Origin of the sequence: Fusibacter bizertensis (assembly GCF_029914245.1) — a bacterium.
In the GTDB taxonomy this organism is placed as follows: Bacteria; Bacillota; Clostridia; order Peptostreptococcales; family Acidaminobacteraceae; genus Fusibacter_C; species Fusibacter_C bizertensis.
Genome location: NZ_JARYZI010000004.1, coordinates 297,461 through 322,218 on the forward strand (window position 1 = coordinate 297,461; position 24,758 = coordinate 322,218).

The window sequence follows — 24,758 nt, forward strand, 5'->3', positions numbered from 1 at the left end:
ATAGTTCTTATACAGAAATGTTTTGTATTCGAATTGTTTTGTATAAAAGAAAAAAAGGAAGGTATAAAATATGAATAATGAATTTAAAGCTATTGTTGTACGAGAAAAAGACGGTGAGGTTTCACATTCTATTGAAAGAATTACAACTGAAATGCTTTCAGAAGGTGATGTACTAATAAAAGTGGCATACTCATCTGTAAACTTTAAGGATATGCTAGCAGTACAAACGAAAGGTGGCGTCATTCGAGACTATCCGATGATTCCTGGGATCGATTTAAGTGGCACTGTTGTTTCATCTGAAAACAGCAAATTTAAAGTAGGGCAAGATGTTCTTGTAACTGGTTTCCAGACTGGGATGTCACACACAGGCGGTTTTTCAGAGTATGTACGTGTGCCCGCGGAGTGGGTTGTCGCGTTGCCTAAAGGACTATCACATCGTGATGCGATGGTCATCGGTACTGCTGGATTTACAGCTGCTCTTTCGATTATGACCCTTGAGTCAAAAGGCATGTCACCTGATATGGATCAAGAAATTCTCGTTACTGGCGCTTCTGGCGGCGTTGGCAGTGTTGCGATCCAACTTCTTAGAGAAAGTGGCTATAAGAAAATTAACGCACTTGCAAGAGAAGAAAATGAAATAGAAAAACTACTCTCAATCGGTGCAACAAAAGTGCTTTTAGCGCGCGACGTGTTCCCTGAAAAACCAAAAGTACTCGATACTCAAAAATTCCATTATGTGCTTGATGTTGTAGGTGGTGAAGTCGCTTCAGGCATACTGCCTCAGATCTATTACGGTGGAAGCATGAGCATGTGCGGCAATGCTGGTGGTATTAAATTCAATGCGACAGTTATGCCATTTATTCTCAGAGGCGTTAGCATTCTTGGCGTTGACTCAGTAAATTTCCCAATCGAAAAACGTGATGCAATTTGGACGCGTTTTGCAAATGAATGGCACATCATGAGTCAAGCGATTGTTAAAGATGTTGTTATGGAAGAACTCGATGAAGTGTTTAAAAACATCAAAGCTGGTTCACATACAGGACGTCATGTTCTTAAAATCGTTTAATCAAATTTAAGCCCTTATAGGGTGATTTCGGCAACTAAATCTAGGTAAATCGCTAGTATAAAAGGGGGCAAAGAATGGTTTTTATAAAAATCATCCTTTGTCCCTTTTAACATCCACTTCAAGTTTAGCCATTGCATCTGAGTTTAACCGTTGTTTCTGAGTTTAGCTATTGTTTCTGCATACCATTTGGGAATAATGTTTTCAAAATATCCATTTATCACCGCCGACAATACCATGAAATGCGTGTGTTAGAATGTCACCAGATCTCAAATAGGATACCAATTTATCTACTGGAATAGGTGAGTTCGTACTATGACCGACGATTGGAACCGCTAGTTCATTCGCTAGTTCAATCGTTTTCAATAGGGGTTCAATTCCTAGATCATCAACAATTTCTTTCGAAAAGCGTATTTTCAATCCCAATAGCTCCTCTGGGTATTTTTCAAACAGTCATTTATCTTTTTTAAGTTAAAAAATTGAGAATCTATATTTTCATGGGCGCAACCCGTGCTACCTGCATCTACAATTGTGGTAAATTTGAGAAGCTAATCACGATCTTTATAATCGGTAACGCAATCTCTTGTGTTAAGGTACTTAGTTTTGCACCCTAGTGAGTGTCAAAAACACCTACAGTTTAAATATTTTCACTAAGCAATTCCAATTGATTACTATTCAAAAAAGCGAATTCATCATCTTGAACTCGCTTTTAGAAAAAACTAAAAATCTATAATTTAACTAAACTAATGTATTTTAAACAATACTTACTAATGGATCACCATTTTAACCTTAACACATTCTTGACAATTCTCACGGCTAAACTCTTTAACAACGCATGTGACTTTTCGGTCTGATTTAAGCGCTTTCAATACAGCCTCAGAAAAATATGCAGGAATATAACCAATTTTCTCACGCTTATCTGAATTCTTTAAAAGTAAAATTGCATTTTCATCAAATTGATTATCTATATCATGAACTACTATTAACGCTTCTCCTTCAACTAAATCTATTTTCAAAATACACTCCGGATACGTTTCACTATCACATAAATCGCGATATCTCGTTCCGGCAATATAAAATTCTCTTACAATACTATGTACATCATCACTTAAAATAGGATCAATAAATTCCAATGTATCTGTTGGTAGTTTGCCACCACTCTTCCTTAATAACTCAAAAGAATCATAATTATCCATTTCATACTTTTGTAAGATTTTCTGAATATCTTTTCTTCTTTTATCAGGAAGCCTTGAAGAAAACGTAGGGAAAACTTCATCATTTTTATATTCTTTTGAAAACTCAGGAAAAGCAACTAATGGCTCAAATCCATTCTTGCACGCTCTTGAAATTTCCTTTTCATTGTATATAAATTCATAACACCCGTTCTTTGAAAGTTTTCCAATTACAATTCGAGCACCATTATCTGGGGACTTCCAAACAACATATAAATAATCGCGTCCTTCAAACTTACTCATCCTTTGCCTCCTTTCGTAGAATATATCTATCTATCATGAAATCTCTTCGTTTTTGTATAAATATTTGAATTATTTTTTTCATTTTTGCATCCATAATTATATCATCAAAATCGTTAATTAAAACATTAATTTTCTGGTCCGATAAATTGGCTTTCATTTTTTCAACAAATAATGAACATTCATCGTAATATGCATCAAGTAATTTCTCATATAAATCAAAATGTCTTATTTTTTTTTCTGTATCCCATCCTATTAAAGATTTTGATTTCCCATAAATCAAAGACTCAAGCCGTTGTTCATTTCGCAATATATCATCAATTTTCTCTCGATTCACATAACAACATAATGATGAACCATTATCGTAGACTGGTGAAAATTTTGATTTTCCAGTCTTTCGATTCTTTATTATGGCCCAATTGCTATGATGCCTATCACTATTTCCAATCAGGCAATCAAATAATGGAATTTCTATAAATTTTCTACTCTTATCTCCTAAATCAATCAAAGAATCCATTATCATCTGTATAGAATAAATGTCACCCGTTAAACTATCTTTAAATTTGTCCGAATCATAATTGGGATAAATCTTTGTTATATATTGAATACCTTCAATTAATTCTTCATCACTATTTAAAATCATATAGCTCATTGAACCCACTCTACCTTGATATTGTCCTAAATCTACTCGCGCTGAACTAACACCAATACATTTTGCTATTTCATAAGCCAATTTCTCAGCTAAATGTTCCCCTGTTGTTTTCTTATTATATTGGATTTTAGGAAATTTGAAAATTCCTTTTTCATTAGTCTCTTCATTCACTAACCAATGTTTTTCACTTGCCCCACTACCATATGGTGTATCTTCATCTACTATCCATTGACTAAAATCTATAATCGAATACATTTTATCACCTACTATATGTATTTTACTATATACATCATAACAAAATTTCACTGTAAAAGCACGTTTTTCCCCTCAGTAGTTGAGCGACCTGTTCTTTCTTCGAAACATCTAACTCATACTTTGATAAGTTTATCATTAATCTGATACCGACAAAATCTATTTCACGTTGAGCCTTTACTCCATGTTGAAAAAAAGGAATTTCTCGGTCATGCCAATAAACTCCCCTGTACTTCTGTGTCTTACCTTTCTGCAATAGGTGATGGATAGATTGCCATTTTTTGTATTTTAGTGTATTTTCTAAAACTAATAATGAAAGAAAATGATGAACCATTAACCTTGTATTGAATCAACTTGAAAATTATGGTATTATGCGAGTGGATGATATCTTTTTGAGTCATACCTGCTAGAATACTTTTTTTTCATTTTTTTCTGCTTTGAGCCACGGCCAAAGACAGATCAAACCATCGCTTTTTTGGTGGCTCTATCTTTACTTCATAAACAATTCTAAGCAGGTGTAGTAAGACTATTTAGGTCTCAATCTACATCTTTTTTATTGCCTTTTTGATTATAATTGAGGAGATTAACTATGAATTTCAAGGAAAAAAACAAGCAGATCAACAAGGAAGCCCTCATTACCGTTGGACTTTACATTATATTTTTCATCTGGTGGTTTGCCTTTGCTTACGGGTTAGGATTAAAGGACGTTTCTCAGTACAGCTATATTTTAGGCTTCCCAGCATGGTTTTTTTATAGTTGTATCCTAGGGTATGTGTTTATTTCAGTGCTTCTTGCATTTGTAGTAAAAAAACACTTTAAAGACATCCCTTTTGAAGATGAAGCAAGCGATGAGGAGGAGCACCATGAATAATTTAATGATTTTAATCCCTATGATTGTCTATCTCATTTTTATGTTGGCAATTGCACTTTATACCAACTCACGCACTTCAAATAATGGCAACTTCCTTGAGGATTATTTTATCGGTGGGCGTTCTATGGGGGGATTTGTTCTTGCCATGACTTTGATTGCCACCTATTCTAGTGCAAGTAGTTTCATCGGTGGTCCTGGCGTCGCTTATTCAAGAGGCTATGCGTGGATTTTACTCTCGATGATACAAGTGCCAACCGCCTTTTTAACCCTTGGTGTACTCGGCAAGAAATTTGCCATTATCTCTAGAAAGATTAACGCGGTTACTGTCACTGATTATTTAAAGAAGCGCTATGACAATAATTTTATTGCCATTTCCACCTCTATTGCAATGATCGTTTTCTTTGCTGCTGCTATGGTGGCGCAATTCATCGGCGGTGCTAAGCTATTTGAAGCGGTAACAGGGTATTCTTATTTAACTGGTCTCGTCATCTTTGGTATTTCTGTAATTATCTATACGACCATCGGTGGTTTTAAGGCTGTCGCAATTACAGATGCAATCCAAGGTGTGGTTATGGTTCTTGCGACGATATTTCTACTTGTTGCTGTCATCCATGCAGGTGGTGGCATGGAAAATATTACTGCAAAAATGATCGTTGAAAATCCAGACGCCCTGACACCAACAGCCGGTGGCAAAGTCCCTATTCCATATATTCTATCATTTTGGGTACTCGTTGGCTTTGCTGTTATTGGATTACCTCAAACTACAGTCAGATGTATGGGGTTTAAAGACTCTAAATCACTTCATAGTGCCATGATCATCGGTACAGTAGTCGTAGGATTTTTGATGCTCGGCATGCATCTGGTTGGTGCTTTGGGCGCTTATGTCGTTCCTGGACTTGCAGGCGATAGTGCCATCCCAGGTATTACAATTAAGGTACTACCACCCATTTTAACTGGTATCTTTATTGCAGGACCACTTGCAGCGATTATGTCTACTGTTGACTCGATGCTGATTTTGGCTTCTGCCTCTATCATCAAAGATCTTTATATCAACTATGGTAAGGGCAACATAAAAGCAAAGCATTTAAACCGCATCAGCTTTGTATCCACAGCGATCATTGGTTTAATAGTCTTTATCTTCGCGATAAAACCACCTTCAATTATCGTTTGGATTAATCTCTTTGCCTTCGGTGGACTAGAAGCAGCCTTCTTCTGGCCAACACTCCTAGGTCTTTACTGGAAAAGGGCAAATGCCACAGGCGCCATCTTGTCCATCGTAACAGGTATCGCCGCCTTCTTTTTCTTTACAATTCAGGACATCCAGCTTTTCGATACACACCCTATTGTACCTACCCTGTTCATCGCACTTATCGCCTTCATCCTTGGCTCATTCTTCGGTAGAGCGAATTCTGAGGAGACGATTAAGCTGTTTTGGGAAAGTTAAGCCATTTTTTTGAGTGACTAGCTTGATGCGTACCAAACGGTACCTTAATGTGCTGCTTTCGTATTCTTTAATTTAGAAACGCCACAGAAAAGTCTTTTATAAGAGACTTTTCCGTGGCATTTTATGTTTTTGTCTTTTGTGGGAGACTTTTAAGAATCTACAAACTCTTTAGCACTAACTTCTCTATATCTCTATGGATTGTCAGCACTAAACTAGCCGAAAAAGATTAGGAGAGATAACTATGTCTAGACACGAACGCCGAAAATTTACTGATGAATTCAAAAAACAAATGAACCAACTACATTTGAATGGTAAATTACGCAAAGATATTTTAGCTGAATAACATTTGACTGACTCAACTTTGATAATTGGCTGAAGCAGAGTCAAAGCTCTGGATCGTTCAAAGCTAAAGATAATCGTACACCAGAGGAAGAAGAACTGCCTAAACTCCGCAAAGAACTTCAGCTGTTGTAAGCGATTTGATGTATGTAAGAGTTGGAAATCGCTGTGACTACATTTGTATCCTTATAGATCTGTATAATCGCAAAATAATTGGTTACAGTTCAGGTGAAAGAAAGGATACTGAATTGGTTCAATAATAATAGAATTCATTGGACGCTTGGGTATCTAAGTGTTGACATTCCATAGTTTGGGCCTATTTCGATGGGTAATCTATGCCCTGAATCTTAGTCTTCAAAATCTAGGAATAACATTATTTTACTTACTTAATGTAACAATTACGTCTTAATCCAATTGCATAATTTGATGCTAAACCAGTTTCTCATACCATTAACTAAACATGCTTAAACTTGATTTTTCACGATGCTTTCGATGCTTATTGAAATCATCTTCACTGAACTCGGCCAGAGTCTTTCCAAAACCGTTTGGTTCGACTATATACCACAGATCTGATAATTTATGTTCTTTTTCAACCCCTTTAATCTCAGTTGAAAGAATTCCAGGTCCAATACTTTCAAATAATTCAAGTTTATTACCATCATAGTAAGCAAGACATTCACGAAATTCACAATGTCTATCCTCAATACCTTCCATTAGTTTCAATATCCCTGATATTCCAATAGTTTCTAATGCATAATTGACATAAGCTTTTGGAAATCCATTTAACGACCTTATAAAAAAGCCAATATCCATGGCTATACAAGGTTTTTTTGTTTTCTCATAAGCCTGTCTAACTTTAGCTTCTGCAATAACTCTAATATCATCTTCACGGGGTTCTACTAAATCATACTCATATGGAATTACTGTTATATTCGAAAGCAACTCATTTGCGTAGGCGATTTTTCACTTATTAGTTGTTACAAACACTATTTCTTTCATTTTTTCTCGATCATAAATTCTTACCTTTATGCCGTTCATATCGATATTTGTTAAACCGACGTCAAGCAATTTTTTCATTTGTCTACTCGAAAGTCCCAACTGTGTAAGTTCTGATGTTTTTAATACACTATTTTGAGAATAAAATTGTTATTTACCTACCTTCAAATATCAAAGCGGGTCTTTTGGTGCAATTATATCATGCTTTATAATCCCCAACAATCGAGAAAAATATGTAGTGTGAGCATATTGTTTTCACAAAAGGACAAACTGTAAAAAATCCTGATTTCAAAATTTGAAATTAGGATTCCTTTCTAATAATTATTATTGGTGACACCGAAGTTAACCTTTATTTATGATACGATTCTGAGTGTCGCACTTGGGAAGGAATTAAGATTGTACTCAATTTAAGTAGCTAAACATCCAGCAAGAAGTCGATAATGTTTTTATGCACAATGCCGTTTCTTGAGCGATTCACTTTGTCCATAGAAATAACCATCTTGGGGAAATTATCGTCAATGGCTTCAAGCACTGAAAATTCTCTTTCAATAGTCGTTTCTTCTGCTAATAAATACGTAACCTGAATATATTTTGTCTTATCTCCATCAACAGCTATAAAATCAACTTCTTTATCGTCAAATTTACCAACATATATTTCATAGCCCCTTCTTCTGAGTTCTAGATAGACTATATTTTCAAGTGCTTGCCCTATATCTTTTTCATTGTCAAAATAGAGATTTCTAATCCCTAGGTCATTGATAAAATATTTTTCATTGGTCTTCATTAGTTCTTTGCCTTTAATATTATACCTAGGGACACCGTGAACAAGATATGTGCTCTTCGCAGCTTCTATATAGTTATAGATCGTTTCTTTTGAGAGTTTTCGGCCTTCACTTTTAAGATAATTTGTAATTGTCACTGCTGAAAATATCTGACCGATGTTATTTATTAAATAAGACATAAAACGCTGTAGTAAATCTACATCCCTTACATTATAGCGTTTGACAATATCTCTTAATAAGATGGACTGGTACATATCCATCAGATAATTTTTCGCAGTGCGTTCTTCATCAAACTGAAATTTTCCAGGCATACCACCGGTTCTAAGGTATTCTATAAAAACATCCTCATTCTTTGAGAAACTTTCACTCACTTCTTTATAGGATAATGGCAAAACTTCTATCGTATAAAATCGCCCTGTCAAATAGGTTGCGAGCTCTCCAGATAAGAGTTTTGAGTTTGAGCCCGTGATGAAGACTTCTGTATCACCCTTTGAGTTCAATGAATTTACAACCTTTTCAAATCCATCAACTTCCTGAACTTCATCTAAGAAGACGTAGGTTTTCTTCCCTTTAATTTTCTTAGATTCAATATATTCATAAAGAGCCTTGTACGCTTTAAGCGTTTCGAACTCTAACCACTCAAAATTAAGACTGATGATTTGATCCTTCTCTACACCTTGACTTAAAAGTTCCTCTTGTATCTGTAAAAGTAATGTAGATTTTCCAACACGGCGCATACCTAATAGTACTTTAATCACTTGCTTACCCATTACTTTTCTTATTTCTTCTAAGTATTTTTCTCGTTTGATCATCATAGACATCACCTCAACATAAAAATACCACACAAAAGTCTTTTATACAAGACTTTTGTGTGGTATTTAATGTTTTTGTCTTTTGTGGAAGACTTTTTTTGAAAATTTGCAGCTTATCATCCAAAATGCCGCTTTGATACTTGGAGCGCGGTGATATGGACGAATACATATTTGACATTTTCATCAACTCCTTCTACTCAAATTATAAAAAGGTATACTGTAAAATATAATGCATATTTTACAGTATACCTTCTGTGTATAACATTAGAGAAAAGTGTACTCACAATCTTTTTGACCTCTATCATAAGTGCATTCTATGATTTCAGCAGGATTCATCTGCTCAATGTATGATAGCGTTCTAAATGCCATACCATGACCAACAAAAATTACTTTGTCGTAATCAGTATATTTATCAGCTACATTTCTCATTCTATTTCTTAAGTTCGCCAATGTCTCCCATCACATCATTTGCAGTAGCTTCAACTTGAGCGACTCCATTTTGTGATAATGGCGCAAAAGAACGACCAAATCCCCAAAATCCCTTATCCATCATTTCACTATAATCAGCTTCGCCGTGTCGTATTAAATAGTAAATTGCCATTCATTGCTCCTCTAAAAATCGTAGTTATTTATAATACGGTTCTCCGTACAACCCCTAAGTGCGGTTTTTTCTGAAAATGTAATTATCAGCTTTTGTTTTGTAATTTGGGCCTTTCATCGTCTTTCTTACTTTTTCCAAGTCTATATCACGACTTCTCGCAAATTTAAAATACTTCTCCAGGTTCTCAGTATCAATTATGCCATTAGCATTTACAACACCAACAAACTCATAATCAGAGTCACAGTAAGCCAATGTTGCATCTCCATGACTGTCATTACAAAGCAAGATCCCACCCACTTTTAGATATGCCTTTGTCGCCTGACCAACAAATCCAGCAAACTGGGAGATGATCAAATCAACAGGTTGAATGTCATACTTAAGATTATAATCGCCTTCGATGAAAGTGATCTCTAAGTCTTTATAATAGGCTTTATTTGTTTCGACGTACCCTCGTATAATCTCCATCTTTTTGAAGAACTCTATTGTTCCTTTGAAACTGTCCATGTATATCACACTTGGTATAACGAAGGATGGCATTATATCAACATGACTCCCCGGATACAGTGCTCTTTGAATTTCAAAAGTATCGGTAACGCTTTTGTATAGTGGCATCCTGTCACCAATCGAATTTCTATAATCGATAAATACTTGAATGACGTCCATATTCTTCATCTCCCTTTTTAAGTGGTCTGATTCAAGTTTGTCATATAAAAAATCTTTCTTCAAGAGCAAATTCTATTTATAACAAGGCTGGTTACATAATTGATATTTTTATCTACTTTTCATATGAAATAGACACATAAATCAAAAGACGAAACAGAGTAGGCTTGTTAATACTTACAAAGGATATCTATCAAAAAATTGAGTGAACCAAAGTAAAACAACACCTAATGCGTGATACCTGTTGACCCTAAAGTAACTTCAGGGTATATAATAGGTTCAAGGAGGGAATATGAGTAGATATATATCGATTGGTCAAGCAGCAAGCTTTTTAGACATTAGCGTGGAAACAATTCGCTATTATGAGAAGGAAGGGATCATTCCACCGTTACATCGCGATACCAATAATTATCGACTGATCTCACTAACGCACCTCTTGTTTTTAAAAGGCGTAACGCAATTAAGGCATGCGGGTTTTTCTCTTGAACAAATCAAACAGTTACACGAAGGGGCATATGCACATACACCTGACATGCAGTTTCAACTTATCTCTCAAGGCCTGGACCATGTGAAAGAAAATATTCTAGCTTTAGAAAAAATCCAAGCAGATTTAATGGCGAGTTTAGAACAGTTGAAAGACTTTTATGCTCTGCAAAATAAAGGATGTCATGTTTGTAATGTTTCTGAAGCCTTTGATATTACTGAGTTAACCGACTTGAAACTCCTGTTATCGGATAAGGATATTGTCCTCCCCCTATCAAATGTCCCGGCGCAGGGGAATCTATTTCTACTGAAGGCCTTAATCTACAAGAAAGAGGTGGACATTGATGCCGCAATAGACGAGATGATGACCTACTGCGATCAAAACAGCCTGATTCCCAATCCTGCAATATACTTAAAAGTTTTAGCAAAACCATCCTATTATACGGGAGATCACCTCGCAGCTACACTCTATTTAAACTTGGAGAGCAGAAAATGAGTATACAACAAGGCTTTAAAGAAATTGATCAAGACCAAGCAGCTTACTTATATGCCAGTGCCTTCAAAAGAAAGTTTGTTAATATAATCGGGGATGAAGACCCTAAAGCCCAAAACCTTTATTATAGATTAGGCTTTAGAAAAACAGCTTATACGAAAACTCATAAACCTTTTGCAGGATTGTTGGGCGTTACTGGGGTGACGCACATGAAAAAAAACTTAAACTAGCTAGGAGGCGATATGAAAAAAAGAGTTACACTTATAGTCATTCTACTTGTCATATTGGCGATGTATATTTTAGTGAGATTAGATGCGATGGAACTTAAGGCCACAAAAGAGATTGAACTCACTTTTTCAAGTGAGAACCAGCTGTCTGGTTCACTCTTTTTACCTGATAAGCCTGGTCCCTATGATGTGGTCGTGTTCGTTCATGGCGATGGTGCCGCAAATAGGACTTTGGATGGTGGCTATAACTTTATCATGAATCGCCTGCTAGAAGCTGGTTATGCCTGCTTCTCCTATGATAAAGCAGGTGTTGGTAAGTCATCTAGAGATTGGTTAAATCAGACGATAAAAGACCGTGCTGTAGAAGTTGTGGATGCTGTTTCAGCAATAAAAAAACAAGTGCCAGTTCAATCACTTGGTACATTGGCCTTCTCACAAGGTGGTTGGGTAACTTCTGAGTTAGCAATGATGGATGCACCCCTTGATTTTTATATTGTTGTCGGGGGCGCCATCGATTGGATCGAACAACATCGCTATTTTGAAACAAAGTATGCAGAAACCTCAGGTTTTAGTGCAGAGGAAACCAATAACTATTTGAGTTATATCGATACAAGTGATCAACTCATTGCTGAAAACGACTACGAAGTATACTCAGCGTATGTGAAGCAGCATGATTACGAACAACCAATGTCAAAAGAACGCTTTAACTTTGCCTTTCTAAATTTTGAGGCAAATAGCATAGAGGGAATATCTTATATCAAAGCGCCATTTCTTGGTGTTTTTGGTGATTCTGATTTAAACGTCGATGTAGAAGATTCGATTCAGACGTATACCAGTGAGTTTGAAAAAATAAATAAAAAAAATTACGAACTTCATTTAATTAAGGATGCGAGTCATGAGCTTCTTAATGCGCGCTACAATTATAAAAGGGATCAGCTGCCTTACCATGCTTTTTTTCTGGGAGACAAAATATATGCCCAAGGAGCTATTGAGTTGATCGTCAAATGGTTAGATACAACTATTAAAAACGCCCACTAAAAAGCTGTAGTTCCCATACAGCATCTTGATTAAGCCTATCGGTGTATGGCTCTATCAAAATAATGATATTCAAAATTGGTGTAACTCTCTTTCCAAAAAAATCTTAAGATATATTACTCCTTATGAAGCTTTCTAGGTCTGCTTAATTATGCTGATGCGTTCATCGATCTATTGATAAAGAGCAAAAGCAATTCAGGATTATTATGGTAATTTTGAAATGATTTTTTTGAAAATGATTCTAATTCTCTAAATAAAAATTTGAAAATGCCTATTTTTTCTAATACAATGCTTATAGACAACATAAAAAATCAAAAGGTTGGTCGCAATATGAAAGTTATGATTATTGGAGCAGGAAAATTAGGCAAAAAATTAGCAGCTGCACTCAATGGCGAAATACAAGTTACACTAATGGATAACAATCCTGTAGTTTTAGATCACTTAAAGGATCATATGGATGTATTAACAGTACATGCAAATGGTGCTAGAAAAGATATATTGGAAGAATTGAATATTGAAACTTATGACTTAACCATCGCTGTTACTAGTAGTGATGAAACCAACATTCTCATTAGTTCCATGTCAAAAAATCTCGGTTCTAAACGTAGCATCGCTCGTATCAGGAATCCAGAGTACGCTTCACAACTTGACTTTTTTAAAAAATACTACAACATTGATCACGTTATCAATCCTGAGCAATCCACTGCAAACATGATACTGCGTTATTTAATGGAAAGCTATACCTTCTATTTTGACGATTACGCAAAGGGGAAAGTTTCAGTTGTTAACTTTAGTATTAAAAATATCTCATCCTTTGTTAATAAGTCCATTAGTGAGCTTGATTACTTAGATGATCTGGTAATCGCGGCTATTTCACGTAATGGAAATATTATCATTCCACATGGTGATACTATTTTGAAAGAAAATGATACGATTTATGTTGTTGGACAACGTGATAAGATTCAAAATTTAGCAAAAGTATTGAAATCTTCAGTTGACAATAAAAACATTCGTAAAGTCATGATCATAGGTGGAAGTAGAATTGGATACTATCTTGCAAAATCTCTCACTCAAAAAGGGATTAGTGTTAAAATCATTGAGTCTGATTTAGAGCGCTGCAAAAATCTTTCTGAACTGTTACCCGATAACGCCCTCATCATACATGGTGAAGGAACGGATATTGATTTGCTAGAAGAAGACTTGGCTGACATGGATGCTTTCATTGGTTGTACAGGCTTTGATGAAGAAAACCTATTCATGTCTTTACGTGCAAAGCAACTTGGGATAGGCAAGGTTATTGCTAAGATATCAAGACAAAGTTATGTTCATATTATCGAAAAACTTGGAATCGATATGGCGATAAACCCTGTAAACATTACAGCCAGTGATATTCTTAAATACATCCGTGGTGGTAGAGTTGCTGCCGTTTCCTTGTTACTCGATGGACAAGCAGAAGTCATGGAAATTATTGCTGATAAAAAATTGAGCATTATTAACAAACCTCTAAAAGACCTCAAGTTACCACAAGGCATTATAATCGGCTCTATTGTCCATAATGGCAAAGTGATTATTCCACATGGTGAATCTAAAATCCAAGCTGGCGATAGAGTTGTCATATTCTCCATACTAGCGAAAGTGCATAAACTTAAAGCATTCCTGAAGTTAAAGGATGGTCTTTAATGAATAAACGTATAATTGTAAAAGTTCTTGGTTATATACTATTAATCCTGGCACTCGGTATGGTTATTCCACTGCTTATTGCCATTTCAAAGCAACAATATGATGTGATGCCATTTGTATTGAGTATTGGTATTACAGCATTTACAGGCGCAGGAATGTCTCAAATACCCATAAAGGGTAAGACCAAGATTAAAACACGAGATGGCCTGGCCATAGTGACTTTAGGTTGGCTTCTAGCATCAGCTTTTGGCGCCTTGCCATTTTATATTTCAGGCAGCATCCCAAGTTATGTGGATGCATTTTTCGAAACCGTTTCTGGATTTACCACAACGGGTGCAACTATCATAAATGATATTGAAGTCTTGCCAATGGGCATATTATTTTGGCGATCTTTCACCCACTGGATTGGAGGCATGGGAATTCTTGTGGTGGCAGTCGCCATTCTTCCTATGATGGGTACTGGTGGTTTTCATGTTTTCAAAGCAGAAAGCCCAGGCCCTGTAGCAGATAGAATCGTTCCTCGTATTAAGGATACTGCTAAAATTCTGTATGCCACATACATCATTATTTCTTTCGCTGAATTTATTCTACTTCTCATAGGGGGCATGACCCCATTCGAATCCGCTGTACACACCTTTGCCACTTTGGGCACTGGTGGCTTTTCTACCCGAAATGCTAGTATTGGTGGCTTTAATAACGCATATATTTATATCGTGATTTCTGTTTTCATGATGCTATCAGGCACAAACTTCTCCCTTTACTATGACGTATATAAAGGTAAATGGCGCGATGTGCTTCGCAACAGTGAACTGAAATTTTATGTAGGCATTATTGTTGCAACGGTTCTTGCTATTACAATTAACATGAATATGGATCTTTACCACAACTGGTTTGAATCCTTCCAACACGCATTCTTCCAGGTAACCTCGATCATAACAACGACGGGTTACACCTCCTTTGATTATGAACAGTGGACGACATTTTCAAAAGCAATTCTGTTCATGCTCATGTTTGTAGGTGGTAGTGCAGGTTCAACGGGTGGTTCCATCAAGGTCGTCCGAATACTTGCCCTAATCAAACTTGTCCGTCGTGAATTTACGCGCATACTACATCCTAGATCCGTAGTAGCCGTAAAACTAAATAATCAAGCTGTTCCAGAGAATGTCCTTCTAAATATCGCAAGTTTCTTTATGTTATATATACTCATATTTGTATTTGGAACGATGCTGATCTCACTTGAAGGTATTAGCATGCTAAGTGCAGGCAGTGCTGTCGCAGCAACACTGGGCAACATTGGACCTGGTTTTGATTTCGTAGGCCCAACGAATACGTACTCTGAATTCTCAAATGCAGGTAAGCTCTTATTATCGTTCTTTATGCTTCTTGGTCGACTTGAATTATTTACAGTACTTGCACTTTTTTCACCAAAGTTCTGGAAACAATAATCACTTAAAACTTCCTTTGCTTATGAAATGCACTGTACGAAGAGGATTGCCTTTCCAAAAAGTATTAGAACACTTATAAGCAGTAAAAAGGGACAGCATTAACTGTCCCTTTAGTTATTTAGTGCGATGAAAAAGATCTTTATTGTCCTCAAATTTACTTAAAGTTATTAAGCCCTATCTTATTGCCTTCAGAATCTATGAACAAACCATAATATCCACTCTCATCTGCGTGAGGTGATTTTTCTACTAGCACTGTTCCTCCAAGATCGCCAACAAGGCTTAGAAGTCCTTCAATGTCTTTCTCCATATTCAAGTATATTGTCACGCCATTCACCGAAGGTTCATTTCCTTCACCTTCGACAATAGTGCCAAATGACAATTGATCTTCGCTGGGGAATACACCCATCTTCATACCCTGAAAATCCATAACTTTAATACTAATACCAAGCAGTGTTTCATAAAAATGCACAGCCCGATTGATATCTTTAGCTGGAATTTCAAATATTGCAATCATGCTTTTCATATAAAATGCCTCCTTTTTTTAATGGTATTATCACTATAAACCATACCTGATTAAAAAAATTGTAAAAAAGCGACAGATGCTCTATTTGTAGAATTTACTTGATAGAATCATTTCATCCGATCTAAAAAAATCCTTGGGTGTAATTCCTGTAAACTCCTTGAAATCTTTTATAAAATGAGACTGGTCATAATACTCACTTGAGTACGCGATTTTCGTCAAACTTTGAGGTTCTATATCAAGCAATAGAGAAAGTGCTGCTTGTAAGCGTATAACTTTGCCTAGCTGTTTAGGACTTAAGCCAATGTGTCTTTTGAACTGACGTTCTAATCGTCTTCTACTCCCCTTGTCTACTCCGAAAATATCCGCAATTTTTACACGACCACTACTTTGATAAATGGCGTCTACAGTCGTTCTTACAACTTGATCTATGACTTTATTTTCTTTTAGCCTCTCAAGTAAAAACGCCTCCATAATAGCAATACGTTCTTGAGTAGAGTCTGCTTGTATGATATCACTTTCCAGTTTTCTGATTATCTTTGGGTCAAACAATTCATCTAAAGGTGTTTCTTTGTTTACTAATTCATCCAATGATTGATCAATCAGATTCGAAAATCCTAGCGGGAAGAAACTAATCGCAAAAGTATCCACCTCCCCAACAGGTTCAATATAAAAAGGCTCCACAATTTGCCCAATTACCATAGCTCTTGGCTGTAAGATAAACTCATCATCTGATATAAATCTTTTGATGTCATCACCTAGAATAAAAGCCATCTCTATACAACCATCTGGTATGATTCTTTGCCTACTATGACTTTCCTGCTTAGGAACTTTCAAACTCCAGTATAAGTTTATTAATGATTCCAATTCATGGCTAGGTCTATATGTCAAGTATTCCATAGATTCTCCTGTGCATCATTTTGATTTCCATAAACTTTTGAAAAAAACGCACTTACTTGTGATACGGCTCACCCTTCATAATCCGAAACCCACGATAAATCTGCTCCAAGAGCACCACCTTCATCATCTGATGCGGAAACGTCATCTTAGAAAAGGACAGTGCAAAATTAGACCTCTCCAAAACAAGATCCGAAAGTCCAAGACTCCCTCCGATGATAAATACAACATCAGAGTTACCTTCAAGTCCAAGATCCGCTAACTTCTCTGATAACCCCTCAGAAGTAAGCTGCTTTCCTTTGATCTCAAGTGTGATCACATACTGTGAATCTTTGATTTTGGCTAAGATTCGTTCGCCTTCTTTATCTTTGATCTGCACCATCTCTTTGTCTGAGAGTGTCTCCGGTGCTTTTTCATCTGGTACTTCTATCTGATTTAGGGTGCAATACTTGCTTAGCCGCTTCGTATATTCACCAATCGCATCAGTAAAGAATTTTTCTTTAATTTTTCCAACTGTAATCACTGTAATTCGCATACGTATCTCCTAGTTGGCTAAAAGGTGTCAGGTCATAGTTAGCCAAATGGCTAACTATGACCTGACACCTTTTAGCCTATATTTCTCCGCTATATTCATTATCGGGTGAATCATCCAATAGCATGGATTCCACATAGCTCCTCAAAAACCCTTCTTCTTCCTGCATCCAAAGTGCATAACCCAGTCCGTTTCTGATGGTTTCTTTTATGATAGCATCACTATCTGTTCCAGCAAAATACCCTTCATTAAGGTCTGCAAATACTGTTTTCATCGCCTCAACTTCCTCAAGCGTTCGGCTATTTGCAATTCTTTCACCGATAAGTGCCACAGAATTTTCTCTAAAAACTTCACGTGCATGCGATTTAAAGTCTAGTAAAAATGGATCTGTTAATTTTTCTAATTGGGCGTAACTGTCCATATCTATCCACTGCGTGTGATAATCTACCTTTTCATCTGTAAAAGTCGCAACGCCATAAGTCTGTGCATATTGCAAAAGACTGCCTGTTGCAATCTCTGTGAGATTACCCTCAGATATAATATCTTGTATGTGGATATGTCCTGAAAAATTGAGTTTTATCCCCAATGTATCAAGGATATCGGTTCCTTCCTGAATATTATCAATGACAAACCCACGGTCATGAACTGGTGAATGCGATAGCATATTATGATGAGAAGAAGAAATGACCTTTGCACCTTTTGGCGAGAGTGCTTTTATCTGCTTATCCACATCCAAAAGCCACTCTATCGTAGACGTCCTAAGTTCGCCTCCTGTGACTGGGTAACCAAGTGCTATGTTATCCTCATATTTGCAGGTATCAAGCATCACTAAATAAAAATCATCTGCTAATCTTACCACGTAACTGAGTGAACTTGGATCTCTAGACAGTGCTTCGTTATAGCCAAAATCCGAATATATACTGGAGAATTCGCCAGGTGAAACTGTGTCAGTGACTTCCTGTTTACCAGAGACAAAAGTCCGCGCATATGGGTTGTTTACATCGTGGTTACCTGGGATGACAAAGACCCGCGTATGTCTACTTGTGCCACTGTCAGCACCTATATCTTTTGCTTCGATCTCATGAAAATAATTGGCAAGCCATTCATGCGAGCTAAGTTCACCATGGGTCGTAAGGTCGCCACTGACGATTAAGATGTCAGTGTCAATATCCACTTTAAGAGCTTCTAAAATTTCAGTCGAATACGCTAAGAGTTTGCCGTCTCCACTATTTATAAATGTTTCGAACACCTTATTGTCCGCTCTTAAATCTGGCGAAAGTTGGTGTATGTCCGAGATAATCGTTGCTGTAATTTGATTATTTGTGTCACGAGAAGGAAGCGTTATTGGGTCGTCTTGCGGCTTAGTTTGTGATTCAACTTGCGAGGTAGCTTCATGAATTATAGGCTCATTTGAGCCGGAACCACCTTGATTACAACCGGTTAACACGACCATCGTCAGCATCAGCATCTGATATAACATCATCATGCATCTTGTTTTTTTCTGTCTCTTCAAAATTTTACTCCCTATCTGGTTAAAGCTAAAAGGTGTCAGGTCAAAGTTAGCCAAAAGGCTAACTATGACCTGACACCTTTTAGCCTATTAGTTCGTAAGCATCTGTGCCAAGTCCGATCTTCACAGCATGTCTTATTGAATCACGACCATCATCAAATAATTTTTCGCCAGCTTCTTTCTGGAGCATATCAATACAAGCTGCATCTATTGCTACCGGATCTTTTGAGACGAAAACACCGATATCTTCAGCGACTGTGTGCATGTGTTGTCCCATACAGTCACACTCTGGTGTCACGTTGATAAGGTACGTAATGTAGATATTATCTTTTCCAAGCTGAGCAGCATAAGCGTATTCAGCGATTTTTTCTTTAAAATTTTTGCCTGTCCAGTCACTTTGGATTGCGCCTACAGGGCAAACAGCGATACAGCCTGCACAGCCAACACATTTGTCATGATTGATGAACGCTTTTTCTTCCATAGTAATCGCATCAACATCACATTTTTTGATACAAAGTCCACAAGCGATACATTTTGATGCCTTCACCACAGGATTAATACCTGCGTGCTGTGCCATCTTGCCGCCTCTTGATGCAAAACCCATAGAAAGTTGCTTCATTGCGCCACCAAAACCAGCAGAGCCATGACCTTTAAAGTGACTCATCACTATAAACTGCTCATAATCTCCAAAAGCTTTACCGATTTTACATGATTTAAAAAACTCTTTATTGATCTCAATTTCATCGAAAAGTTCACCCATTTCACCATCTGCGATGATCACAGGAAGTTGTGTGAAACCGTGGTCTTTTGCAATTTGTTTATGACTTTCTGCTGTTGTTCTAGCGCCTCTATAAAGTACATTAGTCTCTATAAAAGCCGATGGAATCTCATTTGCTTTTAAATAATCTATAACACCTTCATAACAAGTCGACGGTACATAAGTATCGTTGCCTTTTTCGCCAAAATGCACTTTCATAGGCACAGTACCTTTAAAGGTATGCCCTTCCTGAGCAATTAATGTTTCCATAAGTGAAAGCGCAGCATCACTAAGCGCTTTAATATCCTTGTTGTCTACCCTCTTAAAATAAACTTTTGACATGTGTCCTCCCTTTACTTCGTACCGCGACTTCATATTTAGACTTCGTAGTACATCTACTTAAATTAAAATCCTCTTTGATTTCCTCTTTAATCTTCTCTTTAATTTTACGCTATATAGTTCATAGCTTCTTTATAATAACACGTCTAAAGTCACACCTTTAAATTGAATTTTAGTTATATTTTAATGTGATTTTCATAAACGTTTGTTATGCTGTTTATGCGCTAAGAAGATTCGCCATAAGCTTCTTAACCTTACTTGACCAGTTCGGATCTGTAGCATATCTTTGTCCGATACTGTCCACTGAAGTACCATTATAATATGTACCACCTGGTGTTAGATACGCTTCAGATAAGTACTTTGCAACATAGTCAATACTTTCAGATTTACTAGAAAAAGTAGCTGCACTGGCATATGGCGTTGCATCATAAGCTTGATACCCAAAGAGATTGTTTTTATCCTGAGCGATCTTGCTTGTCCCATAACCGGATTCATGGATCGCTAATCCCGTTAAAAACCATGCATTGACACCATAATCTGCTTCAGCCTTTGCAAAAGAAGCACCTAAGCCTTCTAGTTCAGTACCTCTAAGCTTTTCATCTATAGCAGCTGCCGACGCACCACTTGAAAGCCTCACATTGTCATATATAGAATTGACCGATGAAGCTATGCCATAGTTGTTGGTATTTGAAGTAGGCGTTATACCAGAGAGATCAGAATAACCACTGACACTATACTCTGACGATGCACCTTTACCTATCCCAAGCTTGTTTTTTAATATCTCATCAAAACGCGTTTTCGTCTGATAATAACTTTTACTTGGGCCTTCAAAACTGCTTTGAATTTTCGTATTTATATCGATTTTATTTGACATCATCTCACCACTTTATAAATTTGACATTGAGTGACTAACAATATAAGGCTATATAATATTGTATGACTTTCTACAGTATATAATAGCTATGTAACAAACGTCTATAAAGATTTAACAATAACTTATCTGTACGTATCTTGAAACCCATATAAGATTCACATATAATGGGACATAAGACTTACCAATTGCCTTATAGCTACACAGCTAACTGACACTTACAAATATAGACCGACTGAGAGGAACACTATGGAAGCACTGAAAAAACGCACACTCTGGGGCTTTGGCTTCGGAAATATAGGCTTTGGCCTCACTACACAGATAATATCGGCATATTTAGTCTTTTACGCCACTGTAATTCTGGGAATGTCCGGTGCATCTATCGGATTATTGGTCAGTCTTGGCATTATTTGGGATGCACTTTCAGATCCTATTATGGGATACCTCTCTGATTTAACAAGAAATAAACGCTTTGGTAGACGACACCTCTATCTGATCATTGGTGGCATAGGGGCAACAGTTGTTAATTTGGGACTTTGGTTTATCCCTGCTTCATACAGTGATATCGTCAAATGGCTACTTATGATTATACTAGTTCTTTTAGTGAAGACTTTCTTAACCATCTTTATAACACCTTATACTGCACTTGCCGCTGAAATTAGCGATGATTATACAGAGCGTACACGGATTCAAGCTGTAAAGACAACTTTCTTTTTACTTGGCTTGTTTCTAGCAACCGCTTTTGGGATGCTCGTGTTTTTTAGAAGTACACCTGAGTTTCCAATCGGGCAACTTAATCCCGCAGGCTATCACAACATGGCAATCTTTGCTTCTGTTATAATGTTTCTCTCCATGATCGCAGCTTACACGTCAACAAAACATCTTATTCCTCAGCTAAATGAACGCGTGATGAGAGATTCATCACTAAATATAAAATCATTTTTCTTTGAAATTGGGAGTTCCTTTAAAAACGTTGATTTCCGAGCGGTAGTTTTAGGTTATCTATTTACAAATATCGCAAGTGCACTTATCAGCACTTTAGGGCTTCATGTGTATACGTATACCTTTGGACTCAACAACACAGGAATCGCAGCAATCGTTGGTTCTCAACTTGTACTCAGTATTGCAAGTCAACCTTTTTGGATCAAATACACCGATCGACATGAAAAGAAAACAGGGATCAAACTTGGACTAAAGTTAGCTTTTGCAGCTACAGCATATTTTGTTATATGCGTCATCTTTAAAGATGCGATACAAGGCAATGTCATCTATCTCCTGCCTTTTGGTATCATTGCTGGTTTTGGAACAGGCGGACTATTTACACTGCCACAAGCCATGGTTGCAGATGCCGTAGATGCGCAAGCACTTAAAACTGGCGCGCGACAAGAAGGTGTTTTCTATGGTACGCTTACACTTTGTTACAAGTTGTCTCAATCCGTTGCGATTTTTTTACTAGGATTTGCACTAGATTTTTTAAAATTTGATTCAAAACTAAGTACACAGCTGAACTCTACCGTAATTGGACTTGCACTACTTTTAGCAGTCGGTGCAATTGCCAGCTTTGGACTTGCATATCTTTCATATAAACCCTATTCGCTAACACGCTCACGTATGACTGAAATTCACATCGCAATAAAAACACTTAAAAATTAGAACGATTAAAAATAAAATTCGCCCCATTGACCGACTGGTTAATGGGGCGATCCTTAACTAAACGATCTTTACTTCATAAGACATCTCAGCCACATGTGAGATCGTCTGATAGATTGAGCAATATTCAGTTGATAATTTGAAAGCTTGATCCACACCGATTTCTTTTTCTGGTGCAAATACATTCGCTTCAATTTTCACCCATTTTAAGGTAGTTGGTACTTCTGTTCTTTTCTCTCCAGTAATCACCATCTCAAGTTTTTCAAAACCGATACGTTTCTTTCTCATAATATCGAGGAAAGTCGAGTAAAGACATGAACCAAGGGCACCTAATAACATGTCATATGGCGCTACCATACCTTCTTCTCCGCCTATTTTCACCACTGCTTTAGGTGCAATTAAATCACCTTCAAATCTATTTGTAAATTCCAATTTCACTTCTTTATAATCCATAAATTTAACCTACCTTTCATCTATAAATACTATCACTATAAATATTTTATCATACTCTATTGATTAATCAAACCGCCTGTGCTAAAATGAATTATAGCCCCCCACGCAGGGGGTATCCCTTATTAATTTCTATTCTTTGTGGATAAAAATAACACGTTATTTCCTCATAACGTATACATGCCACTTGACGCTTATGCGTCATTTTTTTTTGTAATCACACGCATCATATTCTCAAAATGAGAAACAACATCAAAAGATACCGATTATTCTCAATATGAGAATATATCAACACAATTTCTTCAAAATATTTCTCAATATGAGAAATCAGAATTGAATTTCCTCCCTCTCATAACTCTTAATCTTCCAACACTAAAGCAATATCAACGTATATATCATTCTCCTGATAATTTGGCATGACAATTGCACTTATAACTGTACAAGAGAAGCTACATATGTAAATGAACTTATACATGCATGCTAACACATATATGCAAAGTGCAGAATAAACCATGCATGATATGTTCAACCAAAAGAGCGGAGGATAAGATGACACTTTCACAAATGATCATTAAAACACTTAAAGATGAAGTGAAACCAGCGATGGGCTGTACCGAACCAGTTGCTGTTGCACTTGCGGTATCAAAAGCTAAAGAGTTATACTGCGGTGATCTCTCACTAGAGAATCCTGATTTTATAGTAGATGTCGCAGTGAGTCCAAACATCTTCAAAAACGGATTAGCAGTTGGCATACCTGGCACAGATCAAGTTGGTCTTGTGGTTGCCTCAGCACTTGGTATCGTCGCATGTGAAAGTGAAGATGGACTTGAAATTTTCAAAAACATCACGCGCAAAGACATAGATCGCGCATATGAACTGATCAACGCAAAACGCATAAGGCTCAAAATCGCCGACACAGATGCCAAAATCTATATAGAAGTAAAAGTTGGCGATCAAGTCCTATTTGGTAAATCAATCATTGAAGGGCGTCACGATCACTTTTCACTCATTGAAACCCAAGATGGCATCGAATTTTATGAAGAACCTAGCACTTGCAAAAGCGCTCAAATCAACCCACTATATGAATACCCATTATATGAACTTGTTCAAGAAGTAGAGAAACTACCATATGATGAAATTAAATTTTTACTTGAAGGATATGAAATGAATCGAAAAATCGCCGAATATGGTCTTGATAACACTTGTGGACTCGAAGTTGGACGAACACTTCATAAAAACACCACACGGGGTATCCTCAGCGATGATCTTATGAACCGTTCCATGATCCTTACAGCGGCAGCGTCAGATGCGAGAATGTCTGGTGTTTCACTTCCAGTTATGAGTAGCAATGGCAGTGGTAACAACGGCATCACAGCACTATTACCTATCGTTGCATACGCAAAATCAACAGCAGTTTCTGATGATCATCTTGCAAGAGCAGCTGCGATCTCTCACCTTGTTAACGGCATCATAAAAAGCAACATCGGCAGATTATCTGCGCTTTGTGGCTGCGGTGTAGCAGCCGGTACTGGCGCTTCCGTGGCACTTTCATGGTTAATGGGCGCCACTCAAAAGCAACTAGAAGGTGCCGTTCAAAACATGATCGCCAATACAACAGGTATGATCTGTGATGGCGCAAAAATTGGTTGCTCACTTAAACTTGCTACCTCTGCTTCTGCTGCCGTTCAATCAGCGCTCCTCTCTATGGGCGGTGTCATCGTCCCGCAAGGAAACGGTATCATCGGGAAGACGGCAGACCATACCATTAAAAACCTTGGTGTTCTATCGAGACATGCCATGGATACAGTCGATCAAGTCATCCTTAACGTCATGCTCGATCACGTTAGCGAGTAAAATAGTTGCGACAAAAAAGGAGTTGCTGCTCTTCTAATTTGAATATTAGATTTGCGACAACTCCTTAAATT

Annotated in this window: 25 protein-coding genes and 1 pseudogene; 11 read left to right on the forward strand and 15 right to left on the reverse strand. The window is 37.0% G+C overall.

Features of this window, described 5'->3' with window-relative positions; all coding sequences use genetic code 11:
• Positions 1-70: 70 nt before the first annotated feature.
• The gene (locus tag QE109_RS08315) at positions 71-1,066 is read left to right on the forward strand and encodes a YhdH/YhfP family quinone oxidoreductase (RefSeq protein WP_281093978.1); all 996 of its coding nucleotides are present in this window, start codon (positions 71-73) and stop codon (positions 1,064-1,066) included.
• Positions 1,067-1,267: 201 nt separating this feature from the next.
• Here QE109_RS08315 and QE109_RS08320 read toward each other — a convergent pair whose 3' ends face one another.
• The 3 genes from QE109_RS08320 to QE109_RS08330 all read right to left on the reverse strand — a co-directional run bounded on the left by QE109_RS08320 (position 1,268) and on the right by QE109_RS08330 (position 3,442).
• Positions 1,268-1,483 (reverse strand): hypothetical protein, encoded by a 216-nt coding sequence (locus QE109_RS08320; RefSeq protein ID WP_281093979.1) that lies wholly within the window; start codon positions 1,481-1,483, stop codon positions 1,268-1,270.
• A 347-nt stretch (positions 1,484-1,830) separates the two neighbouring features.
• Positions 1,831-2,538: a HipA N-terminal domain-containing protein gene (locus QE109_RS08325; RefSeq protein WP_281093980.1), complete on the reverse strand. Its 708-nt coding sequence runs from the start codon at positions 2,536-2,538 to the stop codon at positions 1,831-1,833.
• Complete coding sequence (locus QE109_RS08330) at positions 2,531-3,442, reverse strand: HipA domain-containing protein (protein ID WP_281093981.1); 912 nt, start codon at positions 3,440-3,442, stop codon at positions 2,531-2,533. Before QE109_RS08330 ends, QE109_RS08325 begins: the two co-directional genes overlap by 8 nt.
• A 586-nt stretch (positions 3,443-4,028) precedes the next feature.
• On the opposite strand from QE109_RS08330, the gene QE109_RS08335 reads away from it, so the two are divergent.
• From QE109_RS08335 to QE109_RS08345, 3 genes and pseudogenes are all read left to right on the forward strand, one after another.
• Complete coding sequence (locus tag QE109_RS08335; RefSeq protein ID WP_281093982.1) at positions 4,029-4,310, forward strand: YhdT family protein; 282 nt, start codon at positions 4,029-4,031, stop codon at positions 4,308-4,310.
• A complete protein-coding gene (gene panF, locus QE109_RS08340; RefSeq protein ID WP_281093983.1) occupies positions 4,303-5,754 on the forward strand; it encodes a sodium/pantothenate symporter in 1,452 nt (483 codons plus the stop codon). The genes QE109_RS08335 and panF overlap by 8 nt, the downstream gene beginning before the upstream one ends.
• A gap of 461 nt (positions 5,755-6,215) precedes the next feature.
• Positions 6,216-6,350, forward strand: a pseudogene (locus tag QE109_RS08345) (IS3 family transposase); the annotation flags it as partial.
• Between the two features lie 193 nt (positions 6,351-6,543).
• On the opposite strand, the gene QE109_RS08350 reads toward QE109_RS08345, so the two are convergent.
• From QE109_RS08350 to QE109_RS08370, 5 genes are all read right to left on the reverse strand, one after another.
• A complete protein-coding gene (locus QE109_RS08350) occupies positions 6,544-7,035 on the reverse strand; it encodes a non-canonical purine NTP pyrophosphatase (protein ID WP_281093984.1) in 492 nt (163 codons plus the stop codon).
• A gap of 469 nt (positions 7,036-7,504) precedes the next feature.
• A complete protein-coding gene (locus tag QE109_RS08355; RefSeq protein ID WP_281093985.1) occupies positions 7,505-8,686 on the reverse strand; it encodes an ATP-binding protein in 1,182 nt (393 codons plus the stop codon).
• A gap of 261 nt (positions 8,687-8,947) precedes the next feature.
• On the reverse strand, positions 8,948-9,112 hold the full coding sequence (locus QE109_RS08360; RefSeq protein WP_281093986.1) for a hypothetical protein: 165 nt from the start codon (positions 9,110-9,112) through the stop codon (positions 8,948-8,950).
• A 1-nt stretch (position 9,113) separates the two neighbouring features.
• Complete coding sequence (locus tag QE109_RS08365; RefSeq protein ID WP_281093987.1) at positions 9,114-9,284, reverse strand: histidine phosphatase family protein; 171 nt, start codon at positions 9,282-9,284, stop codon at positions 9,114-9,116.
• Positions 9,285-9,338: 54 nt separating this feature from the next.
• Positions 9,339-9,947, reverse strand: a complete 609-nt coding sequence (locus QE109_RS08370; RefSeq protein ID WP_281093988.1) for a hypothetical protein — start codon at positions 9,945-9,947, stop codon at positions 9,339-9,341.
• A gap of 289 nt (positions 9,948-10,236) precedes the next feature.
• On the opposite strand from QE109_RS08370, the gene QE109_RS08375 reads away from it, so the two are divergent.
• From QE109_RS08375 to QE109_RS08395, 5 genes are all read left to right on the forward strand, one after another.
• On the forward strand, positions 10,237-10,923 hold the full coding sequence (locus QE109_RS08375) for a helix-turn-helix domain-containing protein (protein WP_281093989.1): 687 nt from the start codon (positions 10,237-10,239) through the stop codon (positions 10,921-10,923).
• Positions 10,920-11,150, forward strand: coding sequence for a hypothetical protein (locus QE109_RS08380; protein WP_281093990.1), 231 nt, complete (start codon positions 10,920-10,922; stop codon positions 11,148-11,150). The genes QE109_RS08375 and QE109_RS08380 overlap by 4 nt, the downstream gene beginning before the upstream one ends.
• 12 nt (positions 11,151-11,162) lie before the next feature.
• Entirely contained in the window at positions 11,163-12,185 is a 1,023-nt protein-coding gene (locus tag QE109_RS08385; protein ID WP_281093991.1) for an alpha/beta hydrolase family protein, read from the forward strand.
• Positions 12,186-12,512: 327 nt separating this feature from the next.
• Positions 12,513-13,862, forward strand: coding sequence for a Trk system potassium transporter TrkA (gene trkA / locus QE109_RS08390; protein WP_281093992.1), 1,350 nt, complete (start codon positions 12,513-12,515; stop codon positions 13,860-13,862).
• On the forward strand, positions 13,862-15,307 hold the full coding sequence (locus tag QE109_RS08395) for a TrkH family potassium uptake protein (RefSeq protein ID WP_281093993.1): 1,446 nt from the start codon (positions 13,862-13,864) through the stop codon (positions 15,305-15,307). The genes trkA and QE109_RS08395 overlap by 1 nt, the downstream gene beginning before the upstream one ends.
• A 154-nt stretch (positions 15,308-15,461) precedes the next feature.
• Here QE109_RS08395 and QE109_RS08400 read toward each other — a convergent pair whose 3' ends face one another.
• The 6 genes from QE109_RS08400 to QE109_RS08425 form a co-directional block, all read right to left on the reverse strand.
• On the reverse strand, positions 15,462-15,830 hold the full coding sequence (locus tag QE109_RS08400) for a VOC family protein (RefSeq protein WP_281093994.1): 369 nt from the start codon (positions 15,828-15,830) through the stop codon (positions 15,462-15,464).
• An 81-nt stretch (positions 15,831-15,911) separates the two neighbouring features.
• Positions 15,912-16,727 (reverse strand): AraC family transcriptional regulator, encoded by an 816-nt coding sequence (locus QE109_RS08405; protein WP_281093995.1) that lies wholly within the window; start codon positions 16,725-16,727, stop codon positions 15,912-15,914.
• A gap of 52 nt (positions 16,728-16,779) precedes the next feature.
• Positions 16,780-17,259: a 23S rRNA (pseudouridine(1915)-N(3))-methyltransferase RlmH gene (gene rlmH / locus QE109_RS08410; protein ID WP_281093996.1), complete on the reverse strand. Its 480-nt coding sequence runs from the start codon at positions 17,257-17,259 to the stop codon at positions 16,780-16,782.
• A 76-nt stretch (positions 17,260-17,335) separates the two neighbouring features.
• Complete coding sequence (locus QE109_RS08415; RefSeq protein ID WP_281093997.1) at positions 17,336-18,769, reverse strand: metallophosphoesterase; 1,434 nt, start codon at positions 18,767-18,769, stop codon at positions 17,336-17,338.
• A 79-nt stretch (positions 18,770-18,848) separates the two neighbouring features.
• On the reverse strand, positions 18,849-19,865 hold the full coding sequence (locus tag QE109_RS08420) for a DUF362 domain-containing protein (protein ID WP_281093998.1): 1,017 nt from the start codon (positions 19,863-19,865) through the stop codon (positions 18,849-18,851).
• Positions 19,866-20,079: 214 nt separating this feature from the next.
• Positions 20,080-20,736, reverse strand: a complete 657-nt coding sequence (locus QE109_RS08425; RefSeq protein WP_281093999.1) for a glucosaminidase domain-containing protein — start codon at positions 20,734-20,736, stop codon at positions 20,080-20,082.
• Between the two features lie 246 nt (positions 20,737-20,982).
• On the opposite strand from QE109_RS08425, the gene QE109_RS08430 reads away from it, so the two are divergent.
• Positions 20,983-22,386 (forward strand): MFS transporter, encoded by a 1,404-nt coding sequence (locus QE109_RS08430; RefSeq protein ID WP_281094000.1) that lies wholly within the window; start codon positions 20,983-20,985, stop codon positions 22,384-22,386.
• Between the two features lie 57 nt (positions 22,387-22,443).
• Here the strand turns inward: QE109_RS08430 and QE109_RS08435 are convergent, their stop codons facing one another.
• Complete coding sequence (locus QE109_RS08435; RefSeq protein WP_281094001.1) at positions 22,444-22,836, reverse strand: OsmC family protein; 393 nt, start codon at positions 22,834-22,836, stop codon at positions 22,444-22,446.
• Between the two features lie 546 nt (positions 22,837-23,382).
• Between QE109_RS08435 and QE109_RS08440 the strand changes: the two genes are divergently transcribed.
• Positions 23,383-24,687, forward strand: a complete 1,305-nt coding sequence (locus QE109_RS08440) for an L-cysteine desulfidase family protein (protein ID WP_281094002.1) — start codon at positions 23,383-23,385, stop codon at positions 24,685-24,687.
• Positions 24,688-24,758 lie beyond the last annotated feature (71 nt).

What these genes read in the sequence shown, in the direction of transcription:
- QE109_RS08315 (WP_281093978.1), top strand. Translation starts at nt 71, where the DNA reads ATGAATAATGAATTTAAAGCTATTGTTGTACGAGAAAAAGACGGTGAG.
- QE109_RS08325 (WP_281093980.1), bottom strand. Translation starts at nt 2,538, where the DNA reads ATGAGTAAGTTTGAAGGACGCGATTATTTATATGTTGTTTGGAAGTCC.
- QE109_RS08330 (WP_281093981.1), bottom strand. Translation starts at nt 3,442, where the DNA reads ATGTATTCGATTATAGATTTTAGTCAATGGATAGTAGATGAAGATACA.
- QE109_RS08335 (WP_281093982.1), top strand. Translation starts at nt 4,029, where the DNA reads ATGAATTTCAAGGAAAAAAACAAGCAGATCAACAAGGAAGCCCTCATT.
- panF (WP_281093983.1), top strand. Translation starts at nt 4,303, where the DNA reads ATGAATAATTTAATGATTTTAATCCCTATGATTGTCTATCTCATTTTT.
- QE109_RS08355 (WP_281093985.1), bottom strand. Translation starts at nt 8,686, where the DNA reads ATGATGATCAAACGAGAAAAATACTTAGAAGAAATAAGAAAAGTAATG.
- QE109_RS08360 (WP_281093986.1), bottom strand. Translation starts at nt 9,112, where the DNA reads ATGAGAAATGTAGCTGATAAATATACTGATTACGACAAAGTAATTTTT.
- QE109_RS08365 (WP_281093987.1), bottom strand. Translation starts at nt 9,284, where the DNA reads ATGGCAATTTACTATTTAATACGACACGGCGAAGCTGATTATAGTGAA.
- QE109_RS08370 (WP_281093988.1), bottom strand. Translation starts at nt 9,947, where the DNA reads ATGGACGTCATTCAAGTATTTATCGATTATAGAAATTCGATTGGTGAC.
- QE109_RS08375 (WP_281093989.1), top strand. Translation starts at nt 10,237, where the DNA reads ATGAGTAGATATATATCGATTGGTCAAGCAGCAAGCTTTTTAGACATT.
- QE109_RS08380 (WP_281093990.1), top strand. Translation starts at nt 10,920, where the DNA reads ATGAGTATACAACAAGGCTTTAAAGAAATTGATCAAGACCAAGCAGCT.
- QE109_RS08385 (WP_281093991.1), top strand. Translation starts at nt 11,163, where the DNA reads ATGAAAAAAAGAGTTACACTTATAGTCATTCTACTTGTCATATTGGCG.
- trkA (WP_281093992.1), top strand. Translation starts at nt 12,513, where the DNA reads ATGAAAGTTATGATTATTGGAGCAGGAAAATTAGGCAAAAAATTAGCA.
- QE109_RS08395 (WP_281093993.1), top strand. Translation starts at nt 13,862, where the DNA reads ATGAATAAACGTATAATTGTAAAAGTTCTTGGTTATATACTATTAATC.
- QE109_RS08400 (WP_281093994.1), bottom strand. Translation starts at nt 15,830, where the DNA reads ATGAAAAGCATGATTGCAATATTTGAAATTCCAGCTAAAGATATCAAT.
- QE109_RS08405 (WP_281093995.1), bottom strand. Translation starts at nt 16,727, where the DNA reads ATGGAATACTTGACATATAGACCTAGCCATGAATTGGAATCATTAATA.
- rlmH (WP_281093996.1), bottom strand. Translation starts at nt 17,259, where the DNA reads ATGCGAATTACAGTGATTACAGTTGGAAAAATTAAAGAAAAATTCTTT.
- QE109_RS08420 (WP_281093998.1), bottom strand. Translation starts at nt 19,865, where the DNA reads ATGTCAAAAGTTTATTTTAAGAGGGTAGACAACAAGGATATTAAAGCG.
- QE109_RS08425 (WP_281093999.1), bottom strand. Translation starts at nt 20,736, where the DNA reads ATGTCAAATAAAATCGATATAAATACGAAAATTCAAAGCAGTTTTGAA.
- QE109_RS08430 (WP_281094000.1), top strand. Translation starts at nt 20,983, where the DNA reads ATGGAAGCACTGAAAAAACGCACACTCTGGGGCTTTGGCTTCGGAAAT.
- QE109_RS08435 (WP_281094001.1), bottom strand. Translation starts at nt 22,836, where the DNA reads ATGGATTATAAAGAAGTGAAATTGGAATTTACAAATAGATTTGAAGGT.
- QE109_RS08440 (WP_281094002.1), top strand. Translation starts at nt 23,383, where the DNA reads ATGACACTTTCACAAATGATCATTAAAACACTTAAAGATGAAGTGAAA.